General features: G+C 60.3%; 5 protein-coding genes. 3 read left to right on the top strand and 2 right to left on the bottom strand.

Going from position 1 to position 3986, the window contains the following annotated elements:
* Window positions 1-405 precede the first annotated feature (405 nt).
* Window positions 406-558, bottom strand: coding sequence for a hypothetical protein (locus NKH90_RS34265; protein WP_352708113.1), 153 nt, complete (start codon window positions 556-558; stop codon window positions 406-408).
* Between the two features lie 389 nt (window positions 559-947).
* On the opposite strand from NKH90_RS34265, the gene NKH90_RS34260 reads away from it, so the two are divergent.
* Entirely contained in the window at window positions 948-1436 is a 489-nt protein-coding gene (locus NKH90_RS34260; protein WP_352683607.1) for a nucleoside deaminase, read from the top strand.
* 94 nt (window positions 1437-1530) lie between these two features.
* Here NKH90_RS34260 and NKH90_RS34255 read toward each other — a convergent pair whose 3' ends face one another.
* A complete protein-coding gene (locus NKH90_RS34255) occupies window positions 1531-2427 on the bottom strand; it encodes an NAD-dependent epimerase/dehydratase family protein (protein ID WP_352823713.1) in 897 nt (298 codons plus the stop codon).
* Between the two features lie 145 nt (window positions 2428-2572).
* On the opposite strand from NKH90_RS34255, the gene NKH90_RS34250 reads away from it, so the two are divergent.
* Both NKH90_RS34250 and NKH90_RS34245 read left to right on the top strand, forming a co-directional pair.
* Entirely contained in the window at window positions 2573-3511 is a 939-nt protein-coding gene (locus tag NKH90_RS34250) for an NAD(P)-dependent oxidoreductase (protein WP_352542925.1), read from the top strand.
* A 167-nt stretch (window positions 3512-3678) separates the two neighbouring features.
* Window positions 3679-3986: hypothetical protein (locus tag NKH90_RS34245; protein WP_352823711.1), on the top strand; the 308-nt coding region annotated here is incomplete at its 3' end.

Here is a 3986-nt window from a genome sequence, read left to right as displayed (position 1 = left end):
TATCGGGGAACAACCACCCGCTCTTCAATATGTGACCGTTTCCGGCTTCAGGGCGACTCGCTCCGCGATTACCCCATGTTTGAAAATTCGATCAAGACGGATGGCCGAAGACGGTTAAAATAAGCTCAACCGCACCGAAGCTGCAGAAGAACACAACAGCACCATATGCAATCACCCGGCGCGGTATCAGGAAGCGCGCTGACCAAAATCCAGCACGAAGCCTTGCGTCTCGCTTCCCCAGTCGTTCGCCCCATGGAAGGTTCTGCTCATCGATTGACCCATAGAAATCGGTGCGCAGAATTATGCTTAGGAGTGCGACGAACATGGCTGCGAAACTCAGGGCCAAGACAACGACACATGCTGTTATTGGAATGAACAAGTGAGGATTGTTCGCCCACTCGTACTTCAAATGTCCTCACTCCCTGCTTTTTGGCCGCGAACCATAGGCTTCTCTGCCTCTTTGGCTTGGATCAGCGCAACGATATCACTGATTTCCCAAAGCTTGCCAGTGACGCCAGCGGCCGGTAGTGTCTCAGTTTGAAATTTGACGGAATGCAATCTGCATTTCCCATATCGGGCTGAGCTCCTGTATGCTTACCGGAAAGCATGGGAGCAATCGTGAGCGATCACAATCAAGACGCATTGGAAGGTTGGACGTTTACCTCTGGCGAGATCTCAGCTGGCATGTACCGATTTAGCGGTCGCCATTATGACGGACGCTCGGTTGAACGGCAGGGCCCGGACTATGAGGCTATAAAGGCCGACTGCATGAATGATGCCCGGACACTTGGGAAGCCAGCCTATGCCAACCGGTCCTAGAGGCCAGAAGCGCCCCGCCGATGTGATCGGCAACGCAGTCCATGTCATGCGCATTGCGACAGGCGAGGAAGCCGACGAAGTGATTGACGACGGCAAAGACCCCGCTGCAGCTGACGGAGGGTCTGCCGATGCCACAACGCCCTTATGATGAGCGGCTGCTCCGTCAGGCGTTCGAAGTCGCGCGCAAGGCCCGCGATGCTGGCGACCATCCCTTTGGTTCGCTGCTCGCCGACAAGGACGGCAATGTGTTGCGCGAGCAGCCCAACGGTTACAAAGCCGGCGGCGGCGACCGCACCGCTCATGCCGAAAGGCTGCTGGCCTCATGGGCGGGGATGAATGTCAATCTCGAAAAGCTGGCCTCCTGCACCCTCTACACGTCGGCCGAACCTTGCGCGATGTGCTCCGGCACAATCTATTGGGCGGGCATCGGACGGGTCGTCTTTGGGCAGAGCGAACATGACCTCAAGCGGGTAACGGGTGCACATGTCGAGAATCCCACACTCGACCTGCCCTGCAGGATCGTCTTCGAAGCCGGGCAGCGTCCGACTGAAGTCGTCGGCCCGCTGCTTGCCGATGAAGCGGCGCAACTCCAGGCCGAATTCTGGAAAGACAAGTAGCTCGAGTTTGCCGCGCGCGGCAAACACGTGAGCCTGGCCTCATGACCAGCAATTCGGGGCTGGCCCAGTGCCGGTTCCGCGTCAGCTGCCTCCGTCAGGTCGTCTTGACGTATTTCCGCCAGCTGTGCTCCGGCCGAAAGCCGAGCATATCCCGTGCCTTGCGGTTGGAGAGCAGCGTCTCGTATTCGCCAAGTTCCCCCTTGACCGGCACATCGGGATAAAACCGCTTCAGGAGTTCGGCTGTCGGCAGATCGGACGAGGTGTCGTCGTTGGCCGCGTTGAACACCTGATAGCCGAGCCCGTCCTTTTCGATGGCGCGCAGCGTGATCTGGCCGAGATCGCGCGCGTCGATATAGCTCCAGGCGATGCGCTTGCGGAAACCTGGATCGGCGAACCATTTCGGAAACAGCGAATATTCATGCGGCTCGATGACGTTGCCGATGCGCAAGGCATAAATGTCGAAGCCGCTGCGCAGCGCAAAGGCGCGCGCCGTCTTCTCGTTGACGACCTTGGACAGGGCGTAGCTGTCCATCGGATCGACGTCGTACGCCTCGTCGAGCGGGAAATGCGTCGGGTTGCGCGGCTCGTTGGCGAATACCAGCCCGTAGGTCGTCTCACTGGAAGCGATCACCACCTTGCGGATGCCGAGCTTCACCGCGGCCTCGATGACGTTGTAGGTGCCGAGCGCGTTGATGCGGAACACCTCATTGTCGGGCGTGATCATGATCCGCGGGATCGCCGCGAAATGCACCACGGCATCCACCGGCTGCGAGCGCAGCGACGGGTCGAATTCATGCAGGCCGATATAGCTCGACAGCGCATTGAACACCTGCCCGCTGTCGGTGATGTCGGTGATCAGCGTGCGCACCTTGGGATTGTCGAGCGGCTTGGTGTCGATGTTGAGCACCTGGCAGCCCCGCTCGACCAGATACTGCACGACGTGGCGCCCGGCCTTGCCGCTGCCGCCGGTGAACATGATCCGCTTCGTCATTTTGCTCTCCCTGGAATTCATGTGTATTGTCAGACAATATCGAACTCTGCAATCGCCTGCCATGGCATGCGGCAAAAACCCGCTTCAACAATTCGCCGGCAATGTGCAGCGCCGTCATCCATCACTGCAAATAGGACGAAACGACATGAACACGACTGCCGCGAGCGAAAAGATCGGCTTCATCGGGCTTGGCCTGATGGGGCACGGGATCGCGAAGAACATCGTCGACAAGGGTTATCCGCTGACGTTTCTCGGCCGCAAGAACCGCACGCCGGCGGAAGACCTGCTCGGCCGCGGCGCCAGGGAAGCGGCGACCTCGCGCGATGTCGCGGCGGCATCCGATATCGTCTTCATCTGCGTCACCGGCTCGCGCGAGGTCGAAGCCATCATCCGCGGCCCAGGCGGCCTCAAGGAAGGCCTGAAGCAGGGATCGGTTGTCGTCGACTGCTCGACCTCTGATCCCGTTTCGACGGTGGCGCTGGCCGCCGAACTCAAGGGGCTCGGCGTCGATTATGTCGATGCCCCGCTCAGCCGCACCCCGAAGGAGGCTTGGGAAGGCACGCTCGACGCCATGGTCGGCGCGCCCGATGCGGTCTTTGCCCGGCTGAAGCCGGTGCTCGAAACCTGGGCCGGACGCATCGTCCACATCGGCGACACCGGCGATGGCCACCGCATGAAGCTGCTCAACAATTTCATCTCGCTCGGCTACGCCGCGATCTATTCCGAGGCGCTGGCGCTGGCGCAGAAGGTCGGCATCTCGCCGCCGCGCTTCGACAGCGTCATCCGCAACGGTCGCATGGATTGCGGTTTCTATCAGACCTTCATGCGCTGGACGCTGGAAGGCGACCGCGACGCGCACAAATTCACCATCGCCAACGCCTTCAAGGATCTCACCTATCTCGAATCGATGGCGGGTGCTGCCGGCATCGCCAACCCGCTCGGCAACGCCACCAAGAACGCCTTCGCCGGCGCCTTTGCCACCGGCCCCGCCGATCAGTACGTGCCGATGCTGGCCACGCATATCGGCAAGGTCAACGGCGTCGACCTCATGCCGACAAAAGATGGGAAAAAGCAGACGATCTGAGAACGTTGGGATTAACGCCTGGGAGTGTCGCAACTGCAAACGTTCGCTGCCGACCAGCTACATCCGCCAATCTCCAACGCTGGCGATTAGCATATGACACCACACCTTCGTCATCCCAGGGCGGAGCAGGAACGAAGCGACGTCGCGCAGACCCTGGGATCCACGCCGTGACATCAGCCGAAGAATGCAGCGGCTCAGAACGGCGCTTGTATCCGCCATTGCGCTCGTCGCCCTTCCACCATGACCGCGAGCCAGAAGCTGCGGAAGCGCTGGCTCCGCCAATGGAAGACCGAATTGATCGAGACGACCAGTCCCAGAGTGCTTCGAGCTTTTTCGCAGGACCGGGTGGCAGCGTTTGGTTCTGGTCTGCTGGAGCACTGCCGCAAGGTAACGGCATGATGGGGTGGACGGCGCCCGACGGCATCGGATGTGCCAGAATGAGTTCGTTGAGATCTCAAACAAGGGAGCCGTCCGT

Origin of the sequence: Mesorhizobium sp. M0898, assembly GCF_040319695.1 — a bacterium.
Classification (GTDB): domain Bacteria; phylum Pseudomonadota; class Alphaproteobacteria; order Rhizobiales; family Rhizobiaceae; genus Mesorhizobium.
Note: the sequence above shows the minus strand (reverse complement) of the source record. Positions and strands in the feature narration are given on the sequence as shown.

What these genes read in the sequence shown, in the direction of transcription:
- NKH90_RS34255 (WP_352823713.1), bottom strand. Translation starts at nt 2,427, where the DNA reads ATGACGAAGCGGATCATGTTCACCGGCGGCAGCGGCAAGGCCGGGCGC.
- NKH90_RS34260 (WP_352683607.1), top strand. Translation starts at nt 948, where the DNA reads ATGCCACAACGCCCTTATGATGAGCGGCTGCTCCGTCAGGCGTTCGAA.
- NKH90_RS34250 (WP_352542925.1), top strand. Translation starts at nt 2,573, where the DNA reads ATGAACACGACTGCCGCGAGCGAAAAGATCGGCTTCATCGGGCTTGGC.